Annotated in this window: 26 protein-coding genes; 9 read left to right on the forward strand and 17 right to left on the reverse strand. The window is 52.1% G+C overall.

Annotated features, from left to right (window positions below; all coding sequences use genetic code 11):
- From ACWVCN_RS11655 to ACWVCN_RS11665, 3 genes are all read left to right on the forward strand, one after another.
- Positions 1-236: ATP-binding cassette domain-containing protein (locus ACWVCN_RS11655; RefSeq protein WP_455245916.1), on the forward strand; the 236-nt coding region annotated here is incomplete at its 5' end.
- A 61-nt stretch (positions 237-297) separates the two neighbouring features.
- Positions 298-1,428 carry a conjugal transfer protein TraF gene (gene traF / locus ACWVCN_RS11660; protein WP_455245917.1) on the forward strand — a complete coding sequence of 377 codons (1,131 nt, stop codon included), beginning with the start codon at positions 298-300 and terminating at the stop codon, positions 1,426-1,428.
- Between the two features lie 72 nt (positions 1,429-1,500).
- Positions 1,501-2,076 carry a hypothetical protein gene (locus ACWVCN_RS11665; RefSeq protein WP_455245919.1) on the forward strand — a complete coding sequence of 192 codons (576 nt, stop codon included), beginning with the start codon at positions 1,501-1,503 and terminating at the stop codon, positions 2,074-2,076.
- A 33-nt stretch (positions 2,077-2,109) separates the two neighbouring features.
- Here the strand turns inward: ACWVCN_RS11665 and trpA are convergent, their stop codons facing one another.
- From trpA to ACWVCN_RS11705, 8 genes are all read right to left on the reverse strand, one after another.
- A complete protein-coding gene (gene trpA / locus ACWVCN_RS11670) occupies positions 2,110-2,928 on the reverse strand; it encodes a tryptophan synthase subunit alpha (protein WP_455245920.1) in 819 nt (272 codons plus the stop codon).
- Positions 2,925-4,118 carry a tryptophan synthase subunit beta gene (trpB, locus tag ACWVCN_RS11675; RefSeq protein ID WP_455245921.1) on the reverse strand — a complete coding sequence of 398 codons (1,194 nt, stop codon included), beginning with the start codon at positions 4,116-4,118 and terminating at the stop codon, positions 2,925-2,927. The genes trpA and trpB overlap by 4 nt, the downstream gene beginning before the upstream one ends.
- 43 nt (positions 4,119-4,161) lie before the next feature.
- Complete coding sequence (locus ACWVCN_RS11680) at positions 4,162-4,812, reverse strand: phosphoribosylanthranilate isomerase (protein WP_455245922.1); 651 nt, start codon at positions 4,810-4,812, stop codon at positions 4,162-4,164.
- Positions 4,813-4,964: 152 nt separating this feature from the next.
- Positions 4,965-5,789 carry an indole-3-glycerol phosphate synthase TrpC gene (gene trpC / locus ACWVCN_RS11685; protein ID WP_455245924.1) on the reverse strand — a complete coding sequence of 275 codons (825 nt, stop codon included), beginning with the start codon at positions 5,787-5,789 and terminating at the stop codon, positions 4,965-4,967.
- A complete protein-coding gene (gene trpD / locus ACWVCN_RS11690) occupies positions 5,786-6,808 on the reverse strand; it encodes an anthranilate phosphoribosyltransferase (RefSeq protein ID WP_455245925.1) in 1,023 nt (340 codons plus the stop codon). The genes trpC and trpD overlap by 4 nt, the downstream gene beginning before the upstream one ends.
- 18 nt (positions 6,809-6,826) lie before the next feature.
- Positions 6,827-7,390, reverse strand: coding sequence for an aminodeoxychorismate/anthranilate synthase component II (pabA, locus tag ACWVCN_RS11695; RefSeq protein WP_455245926.1), 564 nt, complete (start codon positions 7,388-7,390; stop codon positions 6,827-6,829).
- A gap of 90 nt (positions 7,391-7,480) precedes the next feature.
- Entirely contained in the window at positions 7,481-8,977 is a 1,497-nt protein-coding gene (gene trpE / locus ACWVCN_RS11700; protein ID WP_455245928.1) for an anthranilate synthase component I, read from the reverse strand.
- Positions 8,978-8,987: 10 nt separating this feature from the next.
- Positions 8,988-9,632 (reverse strand): LysM peptidoglycan-binding domain-containing protein, encoded by a 645-nt coding sequence (locus tag ACWVCN_RS11705; protein ID WP_455245929.1) that lies wholly within the window; start codon positions 9,630-9,632, stop codon positions 8,988-8,990.
- Between the two features lie 257 nt (positions 9,633-9,889).
- On the opposite strand from ACWVCN_RS11705, the gene ligA reads away from it, so the two are divergent.
- Complete coding sequence (gene ligA / locus ACWVCN_RS11710) at positions 9,890-11,917, forward strand: NAD-dependent DNA ligase LigA (protein WP_455245930.1); 2,028 nt, start codon at positions 9,890-9,892, stop codon at positions 11,915-11,917.
- On the opposite strand, the gene ACWVCN_RS11715 is transcribed toward ligA, so the two are convergent.
- The 7 genes from ACWVCN_RS11715 to ACWVCN_RS11745 all read right to left on the reverse strand — a co-directional run bounded on the left by ACWVCN_RS11715 (position 11,900) and on the right by ACWVCN_RS11745 (position 19,832).
- The gene (locus tag ACWVCN_RS11715; protein ID WP_455245931.1) at positions 11,900-13,183 is read right to left on the reverse strand and encodes a hemolysin family protein; all 1,284 of its coding nucleotides are present in this window, start codon (positions 13,181-13,183) and stop codon (positions 11,900-11,902) included. The genes ligA and ACWVCN_RS11715 overlap by 18 nt on opposite strands.
- 259 nt (positions 13,184-13,442) lie before the next feature.
- Positions 13,443-14,123 (reverse strand): septal ring lytic transglycosylase RlpA family protein, encoded by a 681-nt coding sequence (locus ACWVCN_RS11720; RefSeq protein ID WP_455245933.1) that lies wholly within the window; start codon positions 14,121-14,123, stop codon positions 13,443-13,445.
- A gap of 2 nt (positions 14,124-14,125) precedes the next feature.
- The gene (locus ACWVCN_RS11725; RefSeq protein ID WP_455245934.1) at positions 14,126-14,536 is read right to left on the reverse strand and encodes a hypothetical protein; all 411 of its coding nucleotides are present in this window, start codon (positions 14,534-14,536) and stop codon (positions 14,126-14,128) included.
- Positions 14,537-14,573: 37 nt separating this feature from the next.
- Entirely contained in the window at positions 14,574-14,942 is a 369-nt protein-coding gene (locus ACWVCN_RS11730) for a hypothetical protein (RefSeq protein ID WP_455245936.1), read from the reverse strand.
- A 20-nt stretch (positions 14,943-14,962) separates the two neighbouring features.
- The gene (locus tag ACWVCN_RS11735) at positions 14,963-15,370 is read right to left on the reverse strand and encodes a hypothetical protein (RefSeq protein WP_455245938.1); all 408 of its coding nucleotides are present in this window, start codon (positions 15,368-15,370) and stop codon (positions 14,963-14,965) included.
- A gap of 209 nt (positions 15,371-15,579) precedes the next feature.
- Positions 15,580-19,119 (reverse strand): vitamin B12-dependent ribonucleotide reductase, encoded by a 3,540-nt coding sequence (locus ACWVCN_RS11740; protein ID WP_455245940.1) that lies wholly within the window; start codon positions 19,117-19,119, stop codon positions 15,580-15,582.
- Between the two features lie 341 nt (positions 19,120-19,460).
- Positions 19,461-19,832 carry a DUF4359 domain-containing protein gene (locus ACWVCN_RS11745; protein ID WP_455245941.1) on the reverse strand — a complete coding sequence of 124 codons (372 nt, stop codon included), beginning with the start codon at positions 19,830-19,832 and terminating at the stop codon, positions 19,461-19,463.
- Positions 19,833-19,935: 103 nt separating this feature from the next.
- Between ACWVCN_RS11745 and ACWVCN_RS11750 the strand changes: the two genes are divergently transcribed.
- Positions 19,936-20,235, forward strand: coding sequence for a hypothetical protein (locus ACWVCN_RS11750; RefSeq protein WP_455245943.1), 300 nt, complete (start codon positions 19,936-19,938; stop codon positions 20,233-20,235).
- On the opposite strand, the gene ACWVCN_RS11755 is transcribed toward ACWVCN_RS11750, so the two are convergent.
- Together ACWVCN_RS11755 and ACWVCN_RS11760 are read right to left on the reverse strand one after the other, a co-directional pair.
- Positions 20,230-21,489, reverse strand: a complete 1,260-nt coding sequence (locus ACWVCN_RS11755; RefSeq protein WP_455245945.1) for an AmpG family muropeptide MFS transporter — start codon at positions 21,487-21,489, stop codon at positions 20,230-20,232. The two genes, ACWVCN_RS11750 and ACWVCN_RS11755, sit on opposite strands and share 6 nt — an antisense overlap.
- Positions 21,490-21,608: 119 nt before the next feature.
- On the reverse strand, positions 21,609-22,019 hold the full coding sequence (locus tag ACWVCN_RS11760) for a hypothetical protein (protein ID WP_455245946.1): 411 nt from the start codon (positions 22,017-22,019) through the stop codon (positions 21,609-21,611).
- Between the two features lie 143 nt (positions 22,020-22,162).
- Between ACWVCN_RS11760 and mtaB the strand changes: the two genes are divergently transcribed.
- The 4 genes from mtaB to ACWVCN_RS11780 all read left to right on the forward strand — a co-directional run bounded on the left by mtaB (position 22,163) and on the right by ACWVCN_RS11780 (position 26,423).
- A complete protein-coding gene (mtaB, locus tag ACWVCN_RS11765) occupies positions 22,163-23,494 on the forward strand; it encodes a tRNA (N(6)-L-threonylcarbamoyladenosine(37)-C(2))-methylthiotransferase MtaB (protein ID WP_455245947.1) in 1,332 nt (443 codons plus the stop codon).
- Positions 23,491-24,831, forward strand: coding sequence for a tRNA (N6-isopentenyl adenosine(37)-C2)-methylthiotransferase MiaB (gene miaB / locus ACWVCN_RS11770; RefSeq protein WP_455245949.1), 1,341 nt, complete (start codon positions 23,491-23,493; stop codon positions 24,829-24,831). Before mtaB ends, miaB begins: the two co-directional genes overlap by 4 nt.
- 438 nt (positions 24,832-25,269) lie before the next feature.
- Positions 25,270-25,407: a hypothetical protein gene (locus ACWVCN_RS11775; protein ID WP_455245950.1), complete on the forward strand. Its 138-nt coding sequence runs from the start codon at positions 25,270-25,272 to the stop codon at positions 25,405-25,407.
- Positions 25,408-25,496: 89 nt separating this feature from the next.
- Positions 25,497-26,423, forward strand: coding sequence for a hypothetical protein (locus ACWVCN_RS11780; protein WP_455245951.1), 927 nt, complete (start codon positions 25,497-25,499; stop codon positions 26,421-26,423).

Below are 26,423 nucleotides of genomic sequence, written 5' to 3' on the forward strand. Positions count from 1 at the left end.
CCGGCGGGGAACAACAGCGTGTAGCTGTCGCTCGGGCGTTACTACAAAAACCTGATCTGGTGCTGGCAGACGAACCTACGGGAAATTTGGATACCCATACAGGCGATGCTCTCTTCTCTCTGATGCGCGAGTTGAACAAAGCCAGAGGCACGACTTTCGTTATCGTCACCCATAATGACAAGCTTTCTGCCCAATCTGATCGGATCGTGCACATGCAAGACGGCCAGATTGTGTGAGCTTGACGAGAACCGATTGATTCCATACACTCGGACAGTGCACTCTAACTTAAGGAATTCTATGGTGTCGTATACCGTTCGCACGGCGATTATAGTCGCTGGGTTATGTACCCTTCTACTTCCGACCCAATCGTTGGCCGTGGAATTCGTCACTGTCGGCCCCCGTGCGATAGGGATGGGCGGCGCGGGTGTTGCTGTCACAACAGACTCTCTCGCCACCTATTGGAACCCCGCCGGTCTTGCGATGACGCAGACGGTTGATATTCGAATCCTCGGCGGAGTACAGGCCATTGATCGCCTTGGAATCGCGGATGCCATCAATGATCTGGAAGACTTTGATCCAAGTGATCCGTCCGCAGCCAACCAGGCCAGAGCTCAGGATATTGCCAATCGATTGAACCGGCCCGGCGCCAACACGTCGCTCAATGGTGCCGCTGGCCTGTATTTCAAAGGTCATTTTGGTGAACACGCCTTCGGGTTCAACATCTCCGACGTTGCTACAGGGGGAGGCTTTATCCCCACTCCTGTTCAAGTATCCGGGACCACCATTTCGGGCTCAATGGCTTTACGTGCCTTGGAAATCAGGCAAGCGGCGTTTTCATACGCCTATGCTTTTGCGGATAAGACGTTCTCGATCGGTGTCACGGCCAAACTCCTTCAAGGCGCCGCATATAGCGGAAGCGCGGCACTCCAAGGCGGAAATGACCTAAAGATCACAGACAACCTCGGCAAGGCCGCAATATCCACGGCGTTTGGGGTTGATGTAGGAGCTATCTATCGCCCGTCATCCTGGCTCCGCGTAGGTATTGTCGCCAAAGACATTAACCAACCGACGTTCGATGATCTCGGAGGAGGCGAACTCAAGATCGAGCCCCAAATTCGCGGTGGTATTGCCCTCAACCCGTATTCAACATTGACGTTGACAGGAGATGTGGACATTACTGCAAACAAGACCTTCATTCCCGGCCTCAAGAGTCAAGTCTTGAGCCTCGGAGCGGAGCAGACGATTCTGTCTCAATTTCTGTCATTCCGTGTTGGAGCATTCAAGAACATGAAGGATGCCGGCACTCCATTTACGCCGACTGCAGGATTGGGCATCCGTATTTATGCATTCCGCCTTGATCTTGGTGGCGGATATGATTTTCGCGAGAAGGGGGCACTGGCTTCCGGCTCGGTTTCTATGACCTTCTGATGACACAAAGTGAATGTGAGATGGTATACTCAACAAATGCCTCTTAAGAGCCTGCAGAGCATTCTGCCCTTCTTGGTTAGCGTTATACTTCTACTGGTCCCCGGTTGTGGAGGATTGCAGGAAGTGTGGGAAGGGCCGGGGGCCCAAATGTTCCGCCCGCAAGCCATCGCTGTTCTTCCTCCGATGGCAAGTCAATACGACAGCGCTAGAGAGGATATCCAGGATGTGTTGTCCGGGGCATTGGCAAACGTCGCCAAGATAGAACGAGTCGTCTCTCCCCAGAACGTGACCGACATTTTTCAGGCTTCCAAGGAGGCGTTTGACTCCCTGGTGTTCTATTTTTCGCGGTTGGAAATGACCGGGCAGTCCGACAAAGAATCCGCCATCAAGCTGGGGAAAGCCTTAAACGTCGATTCATTTATCGTAGTTCGCGTGAATGCATGGGAGTATGCCCGGAAGGAAGGTGACAACGTGGGTCGGGTAGGTCTCAGTCTTCGCCTCATCGATGCCACGACCGGCACAACGATTTGGAAGGCCCGACATGAACGGTCGAGCAGCTACATGTTCTTCAGGCCGAACTTGAAAGAGATTGCTAAAGAATTAGCCGCTGAGATGATTGCCTACATGCCGCCTAACGGCAAACGATAGCGCTCGTTTCTTTCTCTCCGAACCACAGATGCGTTACTGATTTATTGCTTGTTTCGAGAGCATCGCCGTCTTCAAGGAACGGACGAATCCAGCCACCTGCCCAATCATGCCAGGCTCCTGTTGGTGCGCGGCTATTCGTTTGACAATTGCGCTTCCGACGATGACGCCATCTGCAACGGCAGCCACGCTCGCTGCATCTTCCGGGGTCGCGACGCCGAATCCGACCGCAATGGGAGTCTTTGAGACCTTTCGAATCCGTTCCACATTCTTTCCGACGTCAACTACATCCTTGAGCCTGGCTCCTGTGATTCCCGTGAGAGAAACATAGTAAACGAATCCCTGAGATTGTCTGGCCACAACGGTTCGACGCTCGGCTGTACTAGTTGGGGCAAGAAGGAAGATGAGCTGCAATCCGGATTCTGCAGCCGAACCCTTAAGCGGGCCTGCCTCCTCGGGCGGCATATCCGGCACAATCAATCCATCAATTCCGGCAGCCACGGCCTCCCGGCAAAAACGATCAGGGCCGAAAGCATGAATATTGTTGTAGTAGGCCATGAGAATAAGCGGAATTTGCGTCTTTAACCTCAATTGCCGAACCATCGGGAGAATCTTCCGAAGGGAGGTCCCGCTTTTGAGCGCACGTTCGGCGGCTTCCTGGATAACCGGACCATCGGCAATCGGATCGGAAAAAGGCACGCCTAACTCAATGATGTCAGCACCAGCCCCTTCCAATTCCAGTACAAGCTGTTCCGTATCGGCTAAAGTCGGGTCTCCAGTCATCAAATACGCGATGAGCGCGGCCTCCTTTCGTTCACGCAAACGCGTAAAGGTATTGTCGATGCGTGAGCTCACAGTGTAATGCCCCTCATTCTCGCTACTTGCTGCACATCCTTATCACCGCGCCCCGATAAATTGATAAGGACAATCTGCTGCTTCTTCATAGTCGGAGCCAATTTGACTGCATGGGCAATTGCGTGAGCGCTCTCAAGAGCAGGAACGATGCCTTCTTCCCTTGCCAATAGATCGAATGCCGACATCGCTTCATCATCAGTCGCCGATGTATACGTAGCCCTCCCCATCTCACGAAGATAGCTATGCTCAGGACCGACGGCTGCATAATCCAAACCGGCTGAAACTGAATGGGTCAAGTTAATTTGTCCGTCTTCGTCTTGGAGAAGAAAAGTCATCGTCCCCTGTAACACTCCCGGCTTTCCACCTGAGAAACGGGCTGCGTGCTTGCCGCTCGCCACACCCAATCCTCCGGCTTCGACTCCGATCATCTTGACCTTCTTGTCTCCAAGAAAGGCATGAAAGAGCCCCATGGCATTGCTGCCCCCCCCGACACAGGCAATCAGACAATCAGGTAATCGTCCTTCGGCCGCCAGAATCTGCTTTCTGGCTTCCTTCCCGATAACAGATTGAAAATCACGTATCATCATCGGATAAGGGTGCGCGCCAAGCACAGACCCAAGAATGTAGTGGGTCGTCCGGACGTTCGTCGTCCAATCCCGCATAGCTTCACTAATGGCGTCCTTCAAAGTGCGGCTGCCGGCATCGACGCCTGTCACCGTGGAACCCAGCAAACGCATCCGGAACACGTTCAGCGCCTGTCGCTGCATGTCTTCCGTACCCATGTAGATTTCGCATTGCAGCCCGAACATAGCAGCAACGGTGGCCGTTGCCACTCCATGCTGGCCGGCACCGGTCTCGGCAATGATTCGGGGCTTCTTCATCCGTTTTGCCAGCAAACCCTGTCCGATCGCGTTATTGATCTTATGGGCACCGGTATGGCACAAGTCCTCACGTTTGAGGTATATCTTCGCGCCGCCCAGTCGTTTCGTCAGCCGTTCCGCATAATAGAGTTGAGTCGGCCGGCCGACGTAATGCTTGAGGTAATAGGCCAATTCCTCCTGGAAATGACGGTCTTTCCTGGCCTTGGCATATTCAACCTCCAACTCCAATAGGGCCGGCATCAACGTTTCAGGAACATAACGGCCTCCATAGGGGCCGAACCGACCTTGTTTATCAGGAATCACCGCCATGCCGTTCCCTCTTGTGGTAAACCGGATGTCAGTATAAATGGCCTCATGTTGATGAGACAACCCTCACAGCCTCAAGAAAGGCTCGGATCTTTCCGTGATCTTTCTTGCCGGGAATGGATTCTACCCCGCTACTCACGTCAACGCCGTAGGGGCGAACGGCATTAATCGCTTCGATTACGTTGTCAGGGGTCAATCCTCCGGCCAATAGAACGGTTACTGTCCTGGCCGCCTCTGCGGCTATTTCCCAATCAGCTTTCAGTCCCGTCCCTCCGTACCCTTTTTCCGTGAAGCTATCAAGTACGAAACTTTGCACCTCTGCCCGGCCTGTATATTCTGCGAGAGACAAAAGACTGCTTCGATCTTTTAACCGGAGAGCTTTCATCACAGGCCTGAAAAGCGTTTTGCAATAGTCCGCTGTTTCATCACCATGCAACTGAGCCAGGTGAATTCCGCAATGATCCATGATTGATCGGACAGCCCCGATTTCTTCGTTTACAAAAACCCCGACCGGTGTGACGAATACCGGTAGAGATTGAATAATTTCTTTTGCGGCGTCGAGTTCGATATACCGTGGGCTCTTCCGATAAAAGATAAACCCCAGGGCATCGACTCCCGCTTCAACGGCGACAAACGCATCTTGGGCATTGGTTATCCCGCAAATCTTGACTCTGATCCGTCCCTTTCCCATTGCCATCGTTCGTTCTGATTTTGATCTAGTCTTGAGTGCTCTTTGGATCATCACGCCAGGCACATCTGAAAGGCGTGTTCAGAGAGAAGTACGGAACCTCATCGCTGGCACGGAGAATTTCAAGAAAAAGAACCCATCTTTCCGAACACTGCACTCCGCTATCGGCGCTCCGACGATTGAAGTGTTCCGCAGAGTAGTCGAATTTGTTCAGCCGTGTTCTCTGCTCGAATTAGCGATTCCCCGACCAACATGGCTTGAACTCCCGCTTCGAGCAACTGTTTGACATGGTCTCGGGTATGAATTCCACTCTCACTGACGATGAGCTTATCTTGAGGTATACGGGGCGCTAAGCGCTTCGTGACGGCCAAATCAGTGGTGAATGTGTGGAGATCCCGATTATTGATGCCGATCATCCTTGCATCAGGAATCCACTCGAGGACGATGTCAAGTTCGCGCTCGTGGTGAGTTTCGATCAACACATCCAAAGATAATTCCTTCGCCAAAGCATGGAAATCGATGAGTTGACGCCGTTCTAACGCTGCGACGATTAAAAGAACGGCATCCGCACCATAGGCTCGAGCCTCATAGAATTGCACATCGTCAACCATGAATTCTTTGTTTAAGGCCGGCAAGGCCACTGATTGTTTGATATCCTGCAAGTAATCCAGGCTGCCTTTAAAATAATCCTTGTCCGTCAGCACCGACAGCGCGGAGGCTCCGGATTCTTGATAGGTCTTCGCAATAGAGATGTAGTCGAACTTCTCTTCAAATTCAGGCCTGAGAAGTCCGAGACTTGGTGATGCCTTTTTCACCTCGGCAATCAATGCGGGACTATCCGCCGTCCTCGTGGCATCAAGTGCCACTGCGAATCCGATAGGACTGGGCGCGTCGTGAATCCTCATCTTAAGGTCGGAAAGGTATCCGCGGCTGTGCTTGTGGCGCACCTCCGCTCTCTTGTGTTCGAGAATGCGGGAAAGAATCATGAGGAAACGCTCTTGCCCGTAAAGGCAACCAACTGTGATAGCTTTTCAGCAGCTGCTCCGGAATCAATTGTCTGCGCAGCTAACTGGAAACCTTCCTGTAGTGTCTTGGCTTTCCGGCCGGCAACCAGCGCAGGAGCAGCGTTCAAACAGACGATATCCCGCTTGGCGCCCTTCCGGCCCTGAAGGACCTCCTTTGTGATCGTCGCATTCTCCTGAGGCGATCCGCCCGCCAATTCCTTTGAGGAAACTCGTGCTAGGCCGAATTCTTCGGGTGTCACTACATAATTCGACAGGACGCCGCCTTTGGACTCCGAAACAAGGGTTCGATCCGTCAATGTTATCTCGTCAAGTCCGTCCATACCGTGCACGACAAAACAATGTTGAGATCCGAGGTGCATGAGAACTTTCCCCAACAGCTCGGTCAACCGTGGTTCATATACACCGAGCACCTGAATTGTCGCGCCAGCTGGATTCGTCAGTGGTCCCAGAACGTTGAGCATCGTCCGTATACCTAATTCCTGCCGTGGCCCCGCACAATGTCTCATGGCCCCATGATAGAGCGGGGCAAATAGAAACCCGATCCCGACCTCGTTGATACAATCAGCCACATCATCAGGAGAGAGATCGATTTTCACCCCGAGGGCAGCCAGCACATCCGCACTTCCCGACTTCGAGGAAATGGACCGGTTTCCGTGCTTCGCCACAGTCAAGCCTGCACCAGCTACGACAAAGGCCGTCGTTGTTGAAATGTTGAACGTATGTCGTCCGTCTCCACCTGTCCCGCATGTATCTACGACAAGAGGGTCGCCCACCGCAATTCTCACGGCGTGATCACGCATAGCTCTGACAGAGCCAGCAATTTCCTCTACGCTTTCCCCTTTGAGGCGAAGCCCCATGAGATAGGCCGCAATCTGTGCGGGACTCGCCTTGCCCTCCATGATCTCATTCATCACTTCCTCAGCTTCTTTTTCTGTCAACGGGAAGCGGTCAGCTAATTTTGCAATCGCGTCTTTAATCATGGGGATCTAGTTGGGTGATTACAACTTCAGGAAATTTCGAAGCAGATCTTTCCCGGCGGCAGTTAAGATTGATTCAGGGTGAAATTGGACGCCCTCGGCGCCAAGTGTTCTGTGGCGCATGCCCATAATCTCTCCTTCGGCTGTCTCTGCAGATACTTCCAAACAAGAAGGCAACGTTTCTCGCTTGACGATCAACGAATGATAGCGTGTCGCCTCGAAGGGATTCGGTAGATCGAGAAAGATCGTGCGGCCATCGTGTTTGACCATCGACGTCTTTCCATGCATGAGACGGGTGGCTCTCACAACATCACCACCGAAGGCAACCGCGAGAGATTGATGGCCCAAACAGACACCAAGCAATGGTAGATGACCGGCAAAATGTCTGATGGTATCGACAGAAATCCCTGCCTCGTTGGGGGTACAAGGACCGGGGGAAATCACAATCCGATCCGGCTTGAGTGATTCGATCTCATCGATACTGATTTTGTTATTTCTATAGACACGTACGTCTTCCCCCAGTTCCCCAAAATATTGGACCAGGTTGTAGGTGAACGAATCGTAATTATCGATCATCAATAGCATATCGGTGCCCGGAGTGAACGGCTCATTGTTAAAGGGAGGAGAATGACTCGCTCTCCCGTCTGATCAACAGGCAGCAGCCAATGGCTCTTTTTATTCTAGCCCTTGTTCGGCTAATTCAATCGCTTTCATCATGGCGCGGGCTTTATTGCAGGTTTCTTCGTATTCATGCTCGGGGTTCGAATCCGCAACGATTCCGGCCCCGGCTTGTACGAAAGCTTGATGTTTTTTGATCACAACGGTTCGGATATTGATGCACATATCCATGTTGCCAGAGAAGCTGAAATAGCCCACAGCTCCAGCGTATGGCCCCCGTCTGGTCGGTTCCAGTTCATCGATGATCTCCATTGCCCGAATCTTCGGTGCCCCGGAAACCGTTCCTGCAGGAAAACACGCGCGCAGGACGTCATAGGATGTTTTTGACGTATCCAGTTTCCCAGTGACGTTAGACACGATGTGCATCACATGTGAATAGCGCTCCACGTGCATTAATGAATCAACCGTCACGGAACCTGAGCGCGCCACCCGTCCCACGTCGTTGCGGCCAAGGTCTACCAACATCACATGTTCCGCCCGTTCCTTTTCATCAGCCAGAAGACGCCGTTCGAGTTGTTGATCCTCTTCCGGTGTGGCTCCTCGGCGACGCGTGCCTGCGATGGGCCGGACAGAGACCACGCCGTCTTCACAACGCACCAAAGTTTCAGGTGAAGATCCAACCAGCTCCACCCCGCCGACTCGGAGATAGTACATGTAGGGAGAAGGGTTGACGACGCGTAGCGCCCGATAGAGCTGTAGTGGCGGCGCTTGAATATTTGCCTCCCACCTCTGCGACAGGACTGCCTGAACAATGTCACCAGCTCGTATGTATTCTTTTGTTCGGGCCACCATCTTTTCGAAATCGGCCTTATTCATATTCGAAGTAAAGTTGATGGTGCGTCGTCGGCGATGGGGACGTTTCCTTTGTAGCGGCTTCTTCAAGCGCGCGATCATACGTTCGATGCGTTCGGTAGCCGCATGATAGGCGCGTTTGATATCGCGATCACGGCTCGATGTAACATGCGCATTCGCCACGACTTTTATTTTCTGCGCGACATTGTCAAATATGACGAGGGTATCTGTCAGAAGAAAGGCAAAATCCGGGAGATAAAGATGGTCTTTCCTACGAGCAGGCATTTCCTCGAACGTCCGTACGACATCATAGCTCAGATACCCAACCGCTCCTCCCACGAACCGTGGCAGGCCAGGTACCGTAACAGGCTTGTACGCCTCCATAAGCTCACGCAACCGGTCAAGGGGATTGCCACGGCTGGGGATCCGTTTCTTCCGTTTCCCGCGAAGGTGGATCAGATCCCCCTTGTCTTCGTAAATCACGACAGGTGAGCCGCTACCCAAAAAGGAGTACCTTGCCCACTTCTCCCCTCCTTCGATGCTCTCCAGCAGATAGGCCGTTGGACCATGGTCTATCTTGGCGAAAGCCGAAACGGGAGTTTCATAATCCGCCAGAATCTCCCGATAGAGTGGAATAAGATTCCCCTCACCAGCGTACTTGCAAAATTGCTCGTAGTTCAGTGAATAAGACGGTGTCGGCACGGAAATAATCCTAGCGCTCTTGGCTGACAATAAGTTTCTGCCCCACTTCAATGATGTCGTCAGGCAGTTTATTCCACTTGCGCAACATGTCGACTTTTACCCCGTAGCGACGGCTGATCCGATACAAAGTTTCGCCAGGCTTGACTACATGGATAGTCTGGCCAAGCTTCGTCTCAGACTGCATTTCGCTAGGAGATGGGACAGCAGCAACCTCCGCAGTGGTGGTCGGTGTAGTGCCCAGCAATTCGCTGATGCTCGGCGGAGTTTCAAGCGGAGGAGGCTTGACGGCCGCTTCCGCCTTCTTCAGATCAGCACGGGCCTTCCGTTCGAGCAAGGCGGCTTCTTTGATCGCATCCGCTTCCTCCTGGAGATGCCCCATCTGTTCTCTGAGGGCTTGAACTTGCGCAGTCAGTTCCCGGTTCCGGGTTTCATATTCTGCCAATTCCTGCTTCGTTCGCTTCACTTCGCTGTCGAGCTCTCCTGTTCGCTTTTCTTCCTGAGCAAGCAACCTTTGGAAGTTCAGACTCCTGGCCTTTTCTGCTTCGTACTTTTCATTGAGCACACAACCCCCCAGCACAAGTCCGCCTGCCACCAGAACGGCGATCGTCCCGGTCGGCTCCAGGATGAATCGTCTCACGTAGGTTTCCCCCTTCATATTTACCTCCTTATCAACTGATTGAGGTCATCATCCCGTTAAAAGAACGCCATGATGAATCGCCAATGCGAGGCTGAAATTGCGCTAACAGGATTTGATAGAATAGTAGCTAACGTTCTGAAAGTCAAAGCGATTGAGGTCGGATCGCCGTTTGACCATAACCCAATACCTGTGATACCGTCTCCCCGCTTCGACTAGGCATTTATTGCACGTATCACCTCTACCCTGTCCAAGAAACCATCGCTGTCCAGCACCCCATGGCTGCAACTGACGTTCAAGCCCGCCTTGATTACCTGCGCGGCGAAATTCGCCGGCACGACTATCTCTATTATGTGAAAGCCAGGCCGGAAATCTCCGATGCCGCGTATGATCGGCTCTACCGGGAACTTTCCGACCTTGAACAACTGCACCCTGAACTTGTCACAGCTGATTCTCCTACACAGCGGGTGGGCGCCCCTCCACTCGACGAACTCAAAAAGGTTCGCCATGAGCAGTCTATGTTGAGCCTGGACTCAATCATCGAACACGCCGACGTATTAGCGTTCGACCAGCGCATGAAACGTGAACTTGATGTGCCTTCAGTCAGTTATACGGGCGAACCCAAGTTCGACGGGCTATCGGTGGAATTGCTATATGACCGTGGTCTATTCACAAGAGGGTCGACGAGAGGAGACGGTTCAACGGGGGAGGACGTCACGCTTAACTTGAAAACGATCCGCTCCCTCCCCCTCCAGCTTCTCCCTCAATCCGGATATCCCGATCATCTCGTGGTCAGGGGTGAAGTTTACATGAGGCTGGACGATTTCCAGAGACTCAATCGCCGAATTACTGAAGTGGGGGAGGAACCTTTTGCCAATCCCCGCAATGCCGCATCTGGGTCCCTGAGACAGCTGGACTCTTCGATCACGGCAGCGCGACCGCTCGCCATCACCTGTTACGAAGTAATGGCTCACTCCGCACCGGAAATTCCTACGCATTGGGAGGAACTCGACGCCTTATCACGATGGGGCTTTCCCGTCCCTCTGCACCGAAAACGTTGTCATTCGATCGAGGAAGTTACCGCGTATCACCACGGCACCGAGAGCATTCGCGACAGTCTTCCCTATGAAATCGATGGCGTTGTCGTCAAAGTCGATCGAAGGGATTGGCAAGAACGGTTGGGGTTCAAGTCCAGAAGTCCCCGATGGGCTATCGCCTACAAGTTTACCCCGCGAAAGGAAGTCACTATCGTACAGGACATCGCTGTCTCAGTCGGTCGCACCGGCACCCTCACCCCTCTCGCCTTGTTGAAACCGGTCGAGGTAGGAGGTGTCACCATCAGCCGTGCCACACTTCACAATGCGGACGAAGTCGCACGCAAAGACATTCGGGTTGGCGACACAGTGAAGGTTGAACGGGCCGGCGACGTTATTCCTGCAGTCGCAGAACGAGTCCCTATTTCGGGAGAACAACGGGGCAAGCCATTCCATATGCCGGATACCTGCCCAATTTGTGGGTCACATGTTGCGCGAGAGGGGGCGTATTACTACTGCACCGGCCAATCCATCTGCATGGCGCAGATTAAAGGTGCGATTGAACACTTTGCTTCAAAGAACGCCTTGAACATAGAGGGCCTTGGGAAAAAGACCGTCTCTCAACTGGTCGATACGGGGTTGGTTCGATCCCTTGCCGACCTCTTTCGCCTGAGCAAAGCTCAACTACTGCAACTGGAAGGATTTGCTGACCGATCCGCTGGTCTATTATTGACCGCGATCGAAAGAAGCAAAACCGTCTCGTTTGACCGATTCCTCATGGGTCTGGGAATCAGACAAGTCGGCCAACATATCGCAAAGGTCTTAGCAAAGGAATTCGGTTCCATCGACGCAATAATGGAGGCAGACGAGATCCGATTTCAGCAGATTCCAGAGATTGGCCCAGAAATCGCTGCCAGCATTGTTTCCTATTTTTCAGAACAACACAACCGCCAGGTGCTGGATGAATTGCGCGCATCAGGACTACGGATTGAGGCACCTACCCCACAATCTAAGGTCGCACCAACGTTAAGAGGATCTGTGTTCGTCTTCACCGGTGGACTCTCCGGCTATACCAGGGAACAAGCTTCAAGGCTGGTTGAGGAGCGAGGCGGAACCGTCACTTCCAGCGTCAGTCAGAAGACATCCTTTGTTGTTGCGGGGAATGAACCGGGGTCAAAATTGGATCAGGCACAAAAACTGGGGATCAGGATCCTGACTGAGCGCGATTTTCGAGAGTTGATGGAGAAGGGCTCGTCAACTCACGAGATCTAAATTGGGCGCTCCCACAGGGACAGCGGCCTTCTCTTCCTTAAAAATTTGCACGCTCCTGATCGAACGAGGATCCGCCTCATGAATCAGGATGCGGCAGTTTCCAATCCGCAATTCTTCTCCAACCTTCGGAATGCGACCAAGCTCCTCTTGGATCAAGCCGCTGATAGTGACGGCCTCGTCGCCAAGTTCGACTTTCAAGAAGTCTTTGATCTTTCGAACTTCGGTTCGGCCATGAACGAGAATGTGGTTCTTGCCGATACGCTTGATCAAATCCTCGGTAATATCCGTCTCGTCCATGATTTCCCCTACGACCTCTTCGAGTAAGTCCTCGAGCGTAACGATTCCCATCACACCGCCGAACTCGTTGACGACCACCGCCATGTGCCGCTTTTCCTGTTGAAATTGCTTCATCAGATCGTCAGCGGTCTTCCCGGCCGGCACAAACAACGGCGATTCGGCAATATCCTTCAGCTTTGCATCCAACCGATCCTTGGCCAATTCGGTCAAGGCCCTGGTCTTATAAAGAATTCCTGTAATATTGTCGAAGGTACCGTCATAGACAGGGATTCTTGAATATTTAGAATTATAGAGTAGCTCCTGTGCCTCTTTAAGCCGGAGGTTGCCATCTAGAGAGAACACATACAATCTGGGGGTCATTGCGTCTTCAGCCGTAATATCCTTCAGCTGAAAGACGTTCTTGATCATCTTGACCTTCTCGACCTCGATCGCTCCCGCCTTTCCTCCTTCATCCAACATGATCTTGAGTTCTTCCTCGGTCACGAGTGGAAGCGTCAAGCCCTTGCCGCCTGTTAATTTGTGAATCAACGGTACCATCAAAAACAGGAGAGGCTTAAGGACTAGCTGTACTCCGTATATCGGATAGGCCATATTAAGTGTAACGGGAACGGAGAATTTTGCCGCCAGAGTCTTGGGGATGACGTCCACCGAAACGAGCAACACGAAGGTCAATAAACCCACGACAACGGCGATCGTATCATCGAAAAACGTGCGCTCGGCCCCGAACTTGTTCAACGTGAGGAACGTCGCATACATGGGAATTGCGGTCCCAACAAGCCGATCCCCTACCAGAATCGTTGCTAATAGCTTCTGTGGATCGCTCCTGAGATGGAGGGCCATTTTAGCCCTCGCATTCTGGTTTTGAGACAACGCACGGAGCTTGGTGTCGTTTACCGCAAAGAATCCGATCTCCGCAGTAGAAATCACGGCAGATAGAACAATGAGACCCAGAAGGATAACAATATCCATGTGATAGTCCAGGTTTAGGGACGGCTGACGAGCCTGACCGACGCGCTTGTCTTTTGGTTGAGACTACAAAAACAATTCCGACAATCGGATAACAGACTCTGAGAGGAGGAGCTTAGAAAGAATTGATAGGGTCCTATTGGAGGTTCAGTTTTCATAAGGTCTACATCTACCATAGGCGAGGGCGAGGGGCAAGATTATCGACAAAACTCGTTATAAAATCATATGCTTCTGATCCATCTGCTCAAAATTCATAGGGGTTTTAATCGTCGTCCCGTACCACAAACGGTTCGACGGAAAGCCTGGTTTCTAACCTCCTCGAGGCGGCTTCGGCTTGGGATTCTGACATAAATTCACCGACTTGGACACGATAACGCTTACCCTCTGGAAGATCAACTGACTGGATACGCCCTCCAGGATAGAGGCTCCTAGCACGTTCTAACAGCAATACGGCGTTACGTTGTTCGGCGAATGAACCAACCTGGACCCTAAGGGCTCCCATCTCGCTCGTCCGTCCCTGAAATCCCACAACTTTCAATTCGATTTGATCCGTCCCGTTTCCCACCATACCCAGGGCCTTCGCCCCCGCTAATGAAAGATCAAGCACACGTCCTTTGGCAAAAGGGCCTCGATCATTGATCCTGACTGTAACTTGACGGCCGTTTCTCATGGATCGGACCACAGCCACTGAGCCAAGAGGCAGAGTCCGGTGGGCGGCAGTCAACCGGTACATGTCGTATCGTTCGCCGTTCGCCGTTTTGTTTCCGTGAAACCCTGGGCCATACCAGGAGGCCGTCCCACGTTCAACATAACCGATTGGATAACCGGGGAAATGAGTAGGTTTTGGCGGGGCACTGCTACAGGCAGCTACTGACAGGACGAGCACAGGAAGACAGAAATGACGGAGGATATAAAGTTGAATGGCCTGCCCTCTGCAGGTCATGGTTAAAACTCGTCGAGTGATTGATCTCTCAGAACGGATAAGGCCTTGTCGATATTGGAAACAGTCAGTACAACGATGGCCCGTTTTCCTTCCCGGGAGGGAGTGCAGTAGCCACATTTGATGTTGATGCGGGCTTTGGTCAAGGAGTTTGCCACTTCGTTCAAAGCACCGGGTTTATTCTCCAGGCTCAATATTAACGCTGTCTCCTCAGAAAACTTTATCTTCGCAGCTTTTAGAGCCGTTCTCGCACCTTCAATATCTGCGACAAGTAACCTCAGCTTCCCGGTACCTGTCACTTCTGGGGCAGAGAACGCCTTAATATTCACACCTGCAGCCCCCAAAACGGAAGCGACCCGAGCAATTGCCCCCGGTTTGCTCTGGCCGCTGATAACTAGTTGAGTCGTCGTAGGCATATCAGATGTTCTGAACCGTGTTCTCCTTTTACGACTCCTACCACTTCTCCTGGGTGAACCGCAATACTTTCCTGATTTCCCCCTGTGCCACTGCCTCGACGGAAACCAGGACTTGCACGGATGATTGGTGGGCCAGAAGTGTGCAAAACTTTCCTGTTTGCTGCTCCTGGCCATTCAGGATTACAAGACTGGGATTTTCGTAGCCAACCACCTCTACCGAAATGGCTTTCCCCGAAGGTAAAAATGCGGCCACATCCAACTGCTCGTCTTCGGCCAATGTTCGCTCCATCTCGCAAATACGGCCGCGCAACCGCTCTACAAACTGCTCAGCTGTGATAGCTTCATCGTCGGTTCGGGCTTCGATGGACGCTATACTATTGTTTGGAACCAATCCAAGGAAATTCATATCACTCTCACATCCAGTCGTTACAACACATGACATATTCCATTTACAAAACCGTATTCGTAGATCCAGGTCAACGCCAGTGAGGCATCCTGTGCTTTTTTAGCAGCAACTTCCCTCATCCCTCGAGGCACCAACACATAAAACGGGATGCCTCGCCTCACAGTCTTCTTCCACTTCTCAATCGTCTGATCGTCTGCCAACGACTCTTCTGTTTCGACTTCCGCCATCCATTCCATTGTGTTCCCGCCCGAATGCACATACCAACCGATGATATCGCAAGGCTGATTTAAATCGGCCCAGGGGTTTTGATCGAGACCGATTTTGATCGTAACCTTGCAAACGAAGGCCTTCGCCCAACGCTGAGCAACCAGGCTTACTACCTGATCGTGAATGGTCTCAATGCCAAGTTCTTTTACTAGGACATTCATTCTTCTAACCTCACATCCACAGGTCAAAAATCCCTACGTTTAATTCTCACGGTATAAGGGATTGTAACCTCTACCTTGATGGACAACTGGAATTTTGGCATTTCTCCTTCACTCCGATGAAAGAATCCGTAAGCCAAATCTTCGCTGGATACAAGCGATTCCAATAGGGACATCGAATGAACCTCGTTTTTGGCGCTATCGTATTTTCCTCAGGAACACCCGCTCGTCGCCCCGCAGGTTTCACACTTGAGGCAAGTACCGTTACGCACCATGGTGAACTGTTTACATTCCGCACAAGGATCACCTTCATAACCCTTTTGGCGCGCGATCTGTACGGCGGTCAACGTCACCGTTTCATGTTTGAGTTCCACTTTGTGCGCGACAGTCCCGTTTCCGCTCCCGTGGCCATTTCCCTTGTGTCGATGAGGAATACCGCGACGGGAGGGAAAGAGTTCTGTACTGATTGAAGAAGACGCCAGCGTCTCCGGATCCGCCTCCTCTTCTGAACATTCAGGATCCTCGTCATCTTTCTTGACGGAATCCATACGCAAATCCTCTTCTTTCACCTGTGCTAGATCGTACCGATCCAAGTATGTAACGGCCAGTTCCCGGAAAATGTAATCGATAATCGATGTCGACATCTTGATGCGATCATTCAACTTCACCGGCCCGTTCGGCTCGAAACGCGTGAACACAAAAGCCTCGACGAATTCTTCCAAGGGAACGCCGTGCTGTAAGCCAAGAGAAATCGCGATCGCGAAGCAGTTCATGAGGCTACGGAAGGCCGCCCCCTCTTTGTGCATATCGAGGAAAATCTCCCCGACCGTGCCGTCCTCATACTCCCCTGTCCTGAGATAGAGTTTGTGCCCCCCGATCACAGCCTTCTGGGTGTACCCGTTGCGCCTGGCCGGAAGCGGCCGGCGTTTCGCGAGGTAGCGGACCAGCACCCGCTCGGTAATTTTTTCAGCGGTGCTTACGACATCCGTCGAAACTTCGGCGGACTTTCCGCTTTCGCTTGATGCCGACAGAGGCTGGCTCAGCTTCGATCCATCCCGGTACAGGGCGACGGACTTCACCATGCTTTCCCATGCAAAAAGATAGGCGGCCTTGACATCCTCCACCGTGGCATCAGCCGGCATGTTGATCGTTTTGCTGATCGCACCGCTTATGAAAGGCTGCGCGGCAGCCATCATGCGAATGTGGGAGTCGACGGAAATGAATCGCTGCCCGATTCGACCGCATCGGTTCGCGCAGTCGAATATGGGAAGGTGCTCATGCTTCAGATGTGGCGCCCCTTCTACTGTCATCGAACCGCAACAATAATCATTCGCCGCAGCGATCTCCTCCTGTGTGAACCCGAGCGCCTTCAACATGTTGAAATTTGCCTCGGTGAGTTGAACGTCGTTCAACCCAAGTTTTTCCCTGCAGAAGTCTTCGCCGAGCACATACTTATTAAATGCAAACTGTATCTCGAATGCCTGTGCCAACCCGCTTTCCAGACGAGCGAGCGCGGCATCGTCGAATCCTTTTTGCTTCAACGTGTCATGGTTGATGAATAGGGCCCCCTGTAGCGTCTGACGGCCCACACAGTAACTGACGATGTCTTGCACTTGGCTTTCTGTATAACCGAGCGCAGTGAGGGCCGGGGGCAAGCTTTGATTGATGATTTTGAAGTAACCGCCGCCGGCAAGTTTTTTGAATTTTACCAATGCAAAGTCGGGTTCGATTCCCGTGGTATCGCAATCCATAACCAACCCGATCGTGCCGGTCGGTGCGATGACTGTGACCTGCGCGTTCCGATAGCCATATGCAGCACCCAACTCGAGTGCGCGATCCCAAGCACGCCTGGCCGCAATCAGTAAATCGGGAGGACAGTGTTCAGCTTGAATGCCTTTTGGCGTGACCGTTAATTCTTCATATTCATCCTTAGGCGTGTTGTACGCGGCTCGTCTGTGGTTGCGAATCACCCGCAACATTGCCTCGCGGTTCTTGGCATAGCCTGGAAACGGCCACAATTCGGCCGCCATTTCTGCGGATGTGCTGTAGGCTTCGCCGGTCATGATGGAAGTCAACGCACCGCAGATGGCCAACGCCTTGGGAGAGTCATAAGGAATACCCTGACGCATCAGGATTGTCCCCAGATTGGCGTAGCCAAGCCCCAACGTGCGGAACTGATAGCTTTTTTCGGCAATCGAGCGGCTGGGGAACGACGCCATGAGGACGCTGATTTCGAGAACAATCGTCCATAGGCGAACTGCGTGACGGTAATTATCCAGTGCGAACTCGCCTTCCGGTGTAAAGAATTTTGAAAGGTTCAATGAGGCCAAATTACAGGCTGTATCATCCAGGAACATGTATTCTGAGCAGGGATTCGAAGCGTTGATCCTCCCGTCAGCCGGGCATGTGTGCCATTCATTAATCGTCGTGTCGTACTGCGTACCGGGATCCGCACACGTCCATGCAGCCCAAGCGATACGATCCCATAGGTCACGCGCCTTGACAGTTTTGGAGACTTTGCTGTCGATCCGCCGCTTGAGCTGCCAGTCGCCATCTGATTCCAGCGCTGCGAAAAATTCGTTTGGAATTCTAACGCTGTTATTCGAATTTTGCCCCGACACAGTCTGATATGCCTTCCCATCCCAATTTGTGTCGTATTCATGGAAGACGAAATGCGTAAACCCCTGCTGAGCGAAAGAGAACATTCGTTGGACGTACGCTTCCGGCACTCCATCACGTCTGGCAGCGGTAAGCGCCTCTTTCAGGATCGGATTTTGCTTTGCATCGATAGATACTTGAGGATTGCCATCGTCGTCGACGACGTGGCAGGCCTTGAGAACAGCGTTGAGGCGCTGGGCGCAAATCTTTGATCCGGTCACCATTGCTGCGACCTTTTGTTCCTCGATAACCTTCCAATCGATAAATTCCTCGATGTCTGGATGGTCGAGATCCAAACAGACCATTTTGGCCGCACGCCTCGTCGTACCGCCCGACTTGATTGCCCCGGCTGCTCGATCGCCGATCCGGAGAAACGACATTAGACCGGAAGAGCGACCGCCACCCGATAAGGCTTCGCCGTCACCGCGTAATCTGGAAAAGTTTGTTCCTGTACCGGAACCGTACTTGAACAATCTGGCTTCCCGTACCCAAAGATCCATAATCCCGTTCTCGTTGACGAGATCGTCTTCAATGGATTGAATGAAACACGCGTGAGGCTGCGGATGTTCGAATGCGTTGGTGGCCTTTACAACTTCACGTGTCTTGGGATCGACGTAGTAATGGCCTTGCGCAGGACCGGAAAGCCGATAGGCGTAGTGAAGTCCCGTGTTAAACCATTGGGGAGAATTCGGAGCTGCCATTTGATGGGCAAGCATGTAACAGAGCTCATCGTGAAAAGAGGCGCTGTCTTCGATTGTTTTAAAATAACCATACTCCTTGCCCCAATGTGTCCAGCAACCGGCCAACCGGTCGAACACTTGACGGGCATCACGTTCTCCTCCCAACACAGGCTTACCATCCTGGCCCTTTATCGGATTCCCTGCTTCGTCCCGCTGGGGAACACCGGCTTTTCGGAAATATTTCTGCGCGAGAATGTCCGTCGCTAGTTGCGACCAGGATTCCGGAACGTCTATTTGGTCCAATTTAAAGACAGTCGACCCATCGGGGTTACGAATTTCCGATGAGCGTTTCACAAACTTCAGGCCTTCATAGGGAGTTTCTCCGGAACGAGTAAAACGCCGTTCTATTCTCACGATCGTTCCTCCACAGGTGGTGTGCTGACAATTGATAGTGGCGTTGAGCAATACAGAAGAACCATGGTATTGGGCCTCTTTTACCTCTTCGCACTCGCCTACGAAAATTGTCTCCTTGATTTGGAGCTCAAGACACTTCAACAGGAGGCAAGACTACATATAGCCATCCAGAATAATTGTCAACACCAAATATTGTGGTTATCTGGGGAAATGGAGGAATTCCTGTGGATATCTCTAGAGGCTTGAGAGGAGCCAGCTCGCGGCGAAAATTCAGCAGTTATCCACAGGCAAGAATACGTAGAATCTCAACATCTGCTAAAACAAGGCCCAAAATTTTTCCTTCAGAAAGCCATCCGACCGAGTTTGAGGATCACTTCGTCTTTCCCCTTCAACGGGACAAATTGTCCTCCTACACCCAACACGAGGAAGGATGAGTCATCAATTTTTGTCTCGTAGAGGCTGGCGAATCCGAAATTTTTACGCACCGTGTAGCGTGGGATAAAACTCTGGACCAGTTCGTGACTATGAGCCTTAAAGACCGCTTGGAGCATTTGCTGCTCTCGAGCTGGTTGTGATGGATCGCTTCGATCTATGGCTTTATTGAGTTCCATCTCGACGAAATTCAGGTAGTGGTCCATTTGAGGATTTCCAAGAACGAGTCCGACGCACAGGCTCAGGACTATCACGAGAAGAGTGAGATGGACTAAGCTCACCGAACTCTCCCTTTGACAAAACACCGTTGCGTCATTAGCCTACCGTACCGAAACTCGGCATCCAAACCGTCGGTTATCTCGATCGATCACCAGGAGGCAGCATATGTTCGTGTGGAGCAAACGGCTTGTCGCGGCATTGTTGGGACTTTTCGTGTTGATACTTGGAATATTCTTGATCAACGGCGCTCCCGATAGCGGGAGCGGATTGAAGATTCACACGACAAGATGGATGGCGTTGAATTATATCGGACTGATCGTTTGGGTGTTCGTGTGGATGATTGATCAAGCTCGAATGCGGGCAAAAAACGTCTGGATTTGGCTTGTTCCATTCGCCCTCGCCCCCTTGCCGACGTTGCTGTTGTACGTATTATTCCTCCAACGTCGGTTAAAACCATCTTCATGAACTTCCTTCCACAGCGACGTTCTCTCTCGCTTCCTGCGGGATTAAGGTGCGATACAACCAGACCAGCCACAGGCCGGGGAGAGCAATCAGGAACGACAGAAAGAAAAACTCTCCCCATCCAACCAGTGCAACCACATCGGCAGAGGGGCGACCGGAAAAGACTCTGCCAAAGGCTTCGAGCGACGAGAGCAATGCAAATTGCGTAGCCGTATACCGGTGGTCGCACAACGACATGACCAATGCCACGAAAGCAGCTGTACCCATCCCGCCCGTGACATTTTCTACGACAATCGAGGCGGCTAATGCGAGATAACTCTTTCCGATCCAGGCCAACAGCATGAACGACAAGTTCGACAGGGCTTGGAATCCCCCGAATAGGAGCAGTGACCGTAACAACCCCAGCCTTGTCATCGCCAGACCTCCGGCCAGTGCTCCAATGAGCGTTGCGAAGATACCGACTCCCTTCACATAGCCTACTTCGCTCGCGGTGAAGCCTAGTTCTCCCATAAAGAATGTCGTTTGTAACGAGCCCGCCATTGCGTCGCCGATCTTATACAGAATGATAAGTCCGAGGATGCCGAAAATCCCAGGCCGTCTGAACAACTCAAGCAGCGGCAGCCCAATTGCCTCTGCCATACTTTTGGGAGCTCCACCGATAACCGCCGGTTCCGGACTCAACAAGACAGTTACCACCCCTGCGCCCATCAAACCAGCAAGGACCAGATACGTCTCCCGCCACCCAATTTGATCAGCCAAGATCAAGGCCCCTGAACTCGCCACCAGCAACGCCAACCGATAGCCGTTTACCCATACCGCTGCACCGAATCCACGTTCCGGCGGCAGCAATACATCGGTTCTATAGGCATCGAACACGATATCGAGTGAGGCTGACAAAAACGCCACTCCCAAGGCGATTGCCCCAAGCCATTCGGGGTGCTGGTCAGGCCCGACGATGCCCATGAGTGCCAGTCCGATTGCTGTGGCAATCTGCATGAGCAACATCCAACCGCGCCGCCGCCCTAACCACGGGAGGGTAATCCGATCCATTAACGGCGCCCAGAGAAACTTCACAGTGTAGGGCAGCCCGACAAGCGTGAAAGTACCGATCGTGTTGAGGTCGAGATGTACAGAGGTAAGCCAACCCTGCAGCGTGCCCGCTGTCAATGCCAATGGCAGACCCGAGGCAAACCCCAGAGGCAACATTATTCCGACGCGTCGATTGCCGAGCAGCTGTTTTAGAGAGGCCGTGGACATTCCAAGAGGGCTACCGTTAATGTCCCCCTACCATAGCATTACGAAACGCGGCGTCTGAGGAGAATCATGAAATGTGTCGAGGACAAAGGAAGCCGCACCACAATCTGATGGAGGCGCACTTAGCAAGGTTGGCCGTTAAAGGCACAGGGTTTGTATCGAGAGCTGTCGAACTCGACATTTTCTTGGTAAACCCGCTCATTCCCGTTCACGCCGTCTTGCTCCGGGTCGTTCCACATTGTGTGGTTCCACCAGTAAAAAAGCGGATGGACCTCGGTTTGATAGATAGGGTTGCCGAAACTGCTGCGGGCATAGTCTTGCACCGATCGCCCCGTGACGTAATCTACTTTCCCGTCGCCCTTCAGAGAATACAGCATGAGAAACAACCGGGCTTCATGATCGTATAGCTCGTCAATGCGGGTACTCACATCCGGTTCAGCAGGAAGCATTTCCCTTGCCTCAAGATTGCCCAGCGAAAGGAAACAGCTCAAAGGCAGGAGAACAAACGCGACGACCCGTTGCATCGTCACCATATCTCTCTTCCTTTCCTTATAGCGAGAGGTGATGGCCAGGATAGTAGCGATGCTACCATGGTCCAGAAGGACCTTCAACGGGAGGCGCCGAGATTACAAAACTTGCCCGATGCGCCAGCGCCTATCTATAATGACCCGCGACGATGAAACGCGCCTCACTCCATACTCTCGGTTGCCGCTTAAATCAGGCGGAAACTGCCGTTCTTGAATCGCGCCTCCGTAGAGACGGCTACAAGGTGGTCGAATTCGGTGAACCCACGGATCTCCTCGTGGTCAACACCTGTACGGTCACCGATGAGGCGGAACGCACATGCCGGTATATCATTCGGAAGACCTTGAAGCATTCACCTGAGGCGTTTGTTGCCGTAACTGGCTGTTATGCCCAGACAGGAGCACGGGAATTGCGAACGATACCGGGAATAGATCTGATCGTCGGCAACCAATTCAAGTGGGACCTCCCGTCCTACTTACCGCCCCCCCAGGCTCTGAAGAAGCAGCCGATCCCAGAACTTCTTCACTCAAAATCGATAGATCGGGGAGACTTTTTTCTCCCCTATCTTGGAGAACCGAATTCGACCAGAGCCCTTCTGAAAATTCAAGACGGCTGCAATGTAATGTGCAGTTTCTGCCTTATACCCTTTGCAAGAGGGCGTGAACGGAGCCGAATAGTTTCTGATGTGATGCGGGAAGCTGAGTTATTGGCTTCTGGAGGGTATCAAGAAGTCGTTTTGACAGGTGTCAATATTGGGCAGTACCGACAAGACGGTGCTGACCTCGTCGGCTTGATCGACCGGTTGGAGTCGATCGAAGGCCTCCAACGAATAAGAATTTCCTCAATCGAGCCGACGACGGTAACCGATGACCTGCTTGACAAAATGGCAAGCTCGAAGAAGCTTTGTCCCCATCTTCACATTCCGTTACAGAGCGGCGATGACAACATCCTCTCAGCCATGAACCGGCCCTATGGAACCCGAGGGTATCTCGCCCTCATTGAGAAGGTCTTAGCCGCAGTGCCAGCAGCTGGTCTAGGGACAGATTTGATGGTGGGTTTTCCCGGCGAATCCGAAACGGCCTTTCGGCGTACCGTGGAACTGGCAAGACAGATTCCATTCTCGTATTTTCATGTCTTCACCTATTCCGAACGTCCCGGCACAGCTGCCGCCAAGCTTCCGGATCAGGTAGCCGTCCGAATAGCCAGGAGACGTGCGAAATTGTTGAGCGAAATTTCTCGCGAGAAACGTGTAGCCTTCGCCAAACAGGCCATAGGAAAGACAATCCCTGTACTTTTCGAATCGGGCACGACAAGCGGGTTTCAACTCGGCACAACGGATCATTTTCTTAAAGTCGGAGTGCCTGAGACCGTTGACTTCACCAACCAGATTAAACAGGTGCGGATTACCGGAGCTTCGGATCGCTGGGCCATCGGACAAATTGTTGATGGCGAAACTTCTCAACAAAGAACCGTGTTGTTATGAATCCAAAATCCCGTCACCAACAAGTTCATATAGAAACCTTCGGCTGTCAGATGAACGAATATGACTCGGAAATCGTCCGGACCCTATTGAAGCGAGAAGGCTACGTATTCACGGATGACCGTGAACGGGCGGATGTTATCCTCATGAACACATGCTCTATCCGAGAAAATGCCCACACCAAAGTGTTCACCCATCTCTCCGATCTCAAGGCGATAAAGAAAACGCGCCGGTTGGTTGTGGGAGTCTTAGGTTGCATGGCGCAGAATCTCAAGGAAGAACTGACCAAGAAAGAGCCGTTGGTCGACGTTCTGGCAGGCCCGGATGCCTATCGTCAGCTTCCGGTCTTGATAAACAATGCGATTCAAGCGCAGGAAGAAGGCCGCTATGCGAATGCGTTGGCCGTCGATTTATCCGAGTATGAAACCTATCAGGATATCGTCCCTGAAAGAAACGATGGCGTGAATGCATGGATCGCCGTTATGCGAGGCTGCGACAATTTCTGCAGTTTTTGCGTAGTCCCCTATACGCGCGGGCGTGAGCGATCCCGGGATCCCGAGGGTTTACTCGAAGAAACGCGCAACATTGCCGCACAGGGCTTCAAGCAAGTTACACTGTTAGGGCAGAACGTTAATTCCTATCGTTCCGGCGAATGGGACTTCACTCGACTGATTACGGCAGTGGCGGATGTCCCAGGGATCGAGCGGGTGCGCTTCACCTCACCTCACCCAAAGGATTTCCCCCCCTCTTTATTAGAAGCCGTGGCCTTTCACCCTAAAATCTGTAAACACATCCATCTCCCGGTGCAGTCCGGGAATGACCGTATCTTGGGCATGATGAATCGAACCTACACACACCGAGAATACCTGCAGCTTGTCGAAAAGATCCGTACGATAGCACCCCGCATTGTCCTCACCACGGACGTTATCGCGGGGTTTTGCTCGGAGACGGACGAAGAATTCTCCGACACCTATCGGCTATTGGAAGAAGTTCGATACCATTCGGCCTTCATCTTCCTCTACTCGGAGCGGACGAACACCATAGCAGCAAGAAAGTTTCCGGACGACATACCTCAAAAAGTCAAATCCGAAAGAGTCACAGCCCTTACGGAGCTCCAACGCAAAATCTCTACCGAGCGGAACCGGGAATTTCTCGGATCGACGCTCTCGGTATTGGTCGAAGGCGATGCCAAAAAATCATCGTCTCAAAACATGGGGAAATCGGACGGAAATATCACCGTTGTTTGGGAGAAGAACGGACGACAAACTCCACCCGGGGCGATCATCTCTGCCAAGATCTATGACGCTTCCTCATCCACTCTTTATGCCGTCCCAAGGTAATCCGGTTACATAATCATAGTATCGACCCAGAGACGCCACCTCCCTCGATTTACTCGATACCGACCAAAACTGTCTCAAGGTAAAAATCGAACAATTTTGCACTAAGCTTGCGGTATGTGTAGCCAATACCCTGCAACATATACGTGTCAGCCTGTTTCCTTGTTATTGTCAATTCTCCAAGTACCCCATTTCACTGACCATATACGATCAACAACTTGATCCAGACAAGGTCGTGAGATTATTTACAAATCATAAATACGATCAATTACTTATGAATCGTGAACTGTAAGATAATGCTACGGATATTCACCAGATATCTGCGTTCACCCCACCCGAAAAGTCGATTCACTATAAGTTACGGCTCTATAAGGCATATTCCTTGCTATTTCACGGCTATCAAATCAGTCCCTAACATCACATAGATAGACGGAGCACAAGATGAACGCTGCGCCAGAACGATCTCAAAATCCAAAAGCTAATCGCCAGTCTACATTCACTCTCGAAACGATCATCGCTATGGGACTATTCAGTTGGCTGGCGCTGAGCATGACACTGATGGGTCTTGGAATCTGGTAATCGACCCTTTGTTAAGGATCTGGCATCTTCAACTATCAATTTCTACTTTATCCGGATTCCTCACGCATCTGAGCGGAAGGAGAAAAGCCATGATGACGACCACCTCCACAATTTCGAAAACGGCGAAAGGGATCATTTACTCCTTCCTGGGAGTAGCACTGGTCACCGCAGGCTGTTCCGGAACATCTAAAATTGCGCAAAGCTCCGAGGGTACTGTCTATCTCGAGGAAGTAAACAGCTGGATGCATGACGCAAACCATCCGGCCGTAATCGACCAGGTCACACTACAAAAAATCGTGAGAGGACTTTATAGCAATGACGGCGTGGACAGTTCGACGGGAATGTCCGCTGGTGGCAGCAAGCCGATGAGAGTTTTCAGCGATGAGGATGCGGAATTTCTTGCACCCCTGCTCGCACAAGGCTTATCAAAAGCGAAACCTGAACAGATTGTTCGGTTCCGCGTATCCTCACCGGCAGGGTCAGGCTCTGAACCCACCGCGGGCAGCATTTACGTCAGGAATGGCTTTATCCACCTCACTATCACGAAGGGACCACGGTCCACGATATTTACGCCGCAGGCCGCCTCACGGACTGAACCAGCCCCTGCATATCTCACAGCCGGCATTCCCGGAATGGAATCTCAGGTGATCGACTATCATGAGCTGGCCATGGCACCTATGCCGCCATCTATGACCGGATCACAACCGGTAGCGGAGTCGTCTGCTCCAGCTGAAACAGGCCAAGAGACCACCCTTAATGCATCGGCTTCTGCGGCCGCTACTGCCGATTCAACAGTTGCTTCCGGCATGTCTGAACCGGCAAGCATGACTGACGATCAACTCATGAAGGTGAAAGAAACAATAGCCAAAAAAGAAAACGAAATCGATATGCTCCGGAAAGAATCGGATTGGATGAAGCAACAGTTGAAAGCGCGTGACGAAGAAATCAAAGCCCTGAAGACGGTCATCAAGACAAAGACGAAAAAGAAAAGAGCGACCGCTGAGGTGACACGCTAG

It is taken from the genome of Petrachloros mirabilis, assembly GCF_975968855.1.

Excerpts from the sequence above, each read along its gene's own strand:
- traF (WP_455245917.1), top strand. The coding sequence starts at position 298 with ATGGTGTCGTATACCGTTCGCACGGCGATTATAGTCGCTGGGTTATGT.
- trpB (WP_455245921.1), bottom strand. The coding sequence starts at position 4,118 with ATGGCGGTGATTCCTGATAAACAAGGTCGGTTCGGCCCCTATGGAGGC.
- ACWVCN_RS11680 (WP_455245922.1), bottom strand. The coding sequence starts at position 4,812 with ATGGCAATGGGAAAGGGACGGATCAGAGTCAAGATTTGCGGGATAACC.
- trpC (WP_455245924.1), bottom strand. The coding sequence starts at position 5,789 with ATGATTCTTTCCCGCATTCTCGAACACAAGAGAGCGGAGGTGCGCCAC.
- trpD (WP_455245925.1), bottom strand. The coding sequence starts at position 6,808 with ATGATTAAAGACGCGATTGCAAAATTAGCTGACCGCTTCCCGTTGACA.
- pabA (WP_455245926.1), bottom strand. The coding sequence starts at position 7,390 with ATGCTATTGATGATCGATAATTACGATTCGTTCACCTACAACCTGGTC.
- ACWVCN_RS11705 (WP_455245929.1), bottom strand. The coding sequence starts at position 9,632 with ATGAAGGGGGAAACCTACGTGAGACGATTCATCCTGGAGCCGACCGGG.
- ligA (WP_455245930.1), top strand. The coding sequence starts at position 9,890 with ATGGCTGCAACTGACGTTCAAGCCCGCCTTGATTACCTGCGCGGCGAA.
- ACWVCN_RS11715 (WP_455245931.1), bottom strand. The coding sequence starts at position 13,183 with ATGGATATTGTTATCCTTCTGGGTCTCATTGTTCTATCTGCCGTGATT.
- ACWVCN_RS11720 (WP_455245933.1), bottom strand. The coding sequence starts at position 14,123 with ATGACCTGCAGAGGGCAGGCCATTCAACTTTATATCCTCCGTCATTTC.
- ACWVCN_RS11725 (WP_455245934.1), bottom strand. The coding sequence starts at position 14,536 with ATGCCTACGACGACTCAACTAGTTATCAGCGGCCAGAGCAAACCGGGG.
- ACWVCN_RS11730 (WP_455245936.1), bottom strand. The coding sequence starts at position 14,942 with ATGAATTTCCTTGGATTGGTTCCAAACAATAGTATAGCGTCCATCGAA.
- ACWVCN_RS11735 (WP_455245938.1), bottom strand. The coding sequence starts at position 15,370 with ATGAATGTCCTAGTAAAAGAACTTGGCATTGAGACCATTCACGATCAG.
- ACWVCN_RS11750 (WP_455245943.1), top strand. The coding sequence starts at position 19,936 with ATGTTCGTGTGGAGCAAACGGCTTGTCGCGGCATTGTTGGGACTTTTC.
- ACWVCN_RS11755 (WP_455245945.1), bottom strand. The coding sequence starts at position 21,489 with ATGTCCACGGCCTCTCTAAAACAGCTGCTCGGCAATCGACGCGTCGGA.
- ACWVCN_RS11760 (WP_455245946.1), bottom strand. The coding sequence starts at position 22,019 with ATGGTGACGATGCAACGGGTCGTCGCGTTTGTTCTCCTGCCTTTGAGC.
- mtaB (WP_455245947.1), top strand. The coding sequence starts at position 22,163 with ATGAAACGCGCCTCACTCCATACTCTCGGTTGCCGCTTAAATCAGGCG.
- miaB (WP_455245949.1), top strand. The coding sequence starts at position 23,491 with ATGAATCCAAAATCCCGTCACCAACAAGTTCATATAGAAACCTTCGGC.
- ACWVCN_RS11775 (WP_455245950.1), top strand. The coding sequence starts at position 25,270 with ATGAACGCTGCGCCAGAACGATCTCAAAATCCAAAAGCTAATCGCCAG.
- ACWVCN_RS11780 (WP_455245951.1), top strand. The coding sequence starts at position 25,497 with ATGATGACGACCACCTCCACAATTTCGAAAACGGCGAAAGGGATCATT.